General features: G+C 69.4%; 1 protein-coding gene and 2 pseudogenes. All 3 read right to left on the reverse strand.

Annotation, left to right across the window (positions count from 1 at the left end; translation table 11 throughout):
* Positions 1–542 (reverse strand): VC0807 family protein (locus AOK03_RS38145; protein ID WP_157869199.1); only part of this gene is annotated, 542 nt, incomplete at its 3' end.
* 146 nt (positions 543–688) lie between these two features.
* A pseudogene (locus AOK03_RS44645) lies at positions 689–765 on the reverse strand (hydrolase); the annotation flags it as partial.
* A gap of 2 nt (positions 766–767) precedes the next feature.
* Positions 768–1,287 (reverse strand): annotated as a pseudogene (locus AOK03_RS38150) (HAD family hydrolase); the annotation flags it as partial.
* Positions 1,288–1,330 lie beyond the last annotated feature (43 nt).

Here is a 1,330-nt window from a genome sequence, read left to right on the forward strand (position 1 = left end):
TCCCCCAGGAGCCCCACGCCCCACACCACGGAGAACGTGCGCTCCAGCCGCGAGAACCGGCCCCGCGCCGCGCTGAGCCGCTCCCAGGACGCGATCCGCGCCGCGTTCCCCTTGGTCACCCACGGCTTGAGGGCGGCGGTCATCAGCGGCCGCCCCGCGGCCACCGACACGAGCACCGCGAGCCCGATCGTCCCGGTGATCCCGCTGTCCTTGGCCAGCATGAGCCGCGGGTCACCGGAGACGAGACTCAGCAGCAGCCCCACGACGTTGGCGGTCAGGATGAGCGCCGCGAGCCCGTTGACCCGCCGCTCCTTGACCAGGCCCCACACCGTCCGCGCGGCCGGCACCACGCTGCTCCAGGCCAGCGCGGCCATGGTGCCCATCCCGAACCCCTTGCTGAGCAGGTAGTACGAGGCGGTGGGCACCAGCGCGTCGAGCACCAGCGGCTTCAGGGACTCGCGACGGGCCTTGCGCACGTCGGCGGCGTCGGCCGTGGCGGCGGGCTGGACCTCGACGAGGGTGTCGGTGGCGAGCTGGCTCATGGTCGGTTCCTCCGTCGGGCTGCTGTGTACGTCCGGCTTCACTTCCTCCGCGACCACCTCAGCTTCGCCTCCGGGGCCTGCCCGCCGACAGAAACGATCGTCCGGACCTGGCGGTGACAAATGTCAGCCCCACCACCCGGCCGACGTCATACCAGCAGGTCGACCAAGTCCCGCAGGTCACCGAAGAGTTGATCGGCCCCCACGAGCCGCTCGGCGGGCGTCANNCGCCGAGCGGGCTGTCCTCCACCACGACACACTTCTCGGGCGGCACCCCCATGCGCTCGGCGGCGTGCAGGAAGAGATCGGGCGCAGGCTTGCCCCGCCCCACGTCCTGCGAGCTGAAGATCCGGCCTTCTCCGAACCACTTGTCGAGCCCGGTCTTCCGATGCCCGACCCGGATCCGCTCATGGCTCCCGGAAGAAGCCAGGCAGTAGGCCACCCCGTCCCCGGCCAACTTCTCCAGCACTTCCACGGCCCCGTCCATGGGCCGCAGCTCCCGCTCGAAGGCGGCGAACACCCGCTCATGCAATACGTCGTCGAAATCCGCGGGAAGCCGCTGCCCGGTCCGCTCGAGAACGAGATCGTGTACGCGGTGCACGGCGGCCCCCATGTAGTCGCGCAGGGAGTCCTCGTACGAGGTGGGGTGCCCGAGCTCGGTCAGATAGCCGGCCAGGATCGTGTTGGAAATCGGCTCGCTGTCCACCAGAACGCCGTCATTGTCAAAGATGACCAGGTCGTATCGCATATCCCGACCCTAATTGGTCCGAAACGCAGAAAACCCCCGCACC

The organism is Streptomyces atriruber, from assembly GCF_001418325.1.
Taxonomy (GTDB): domain Bacteria; phylum Actinomycetota; class Actinomycetes; order Streptomycetales; family Streptomycetaceae; genus Streptomyces; species Streptomyces atriruber.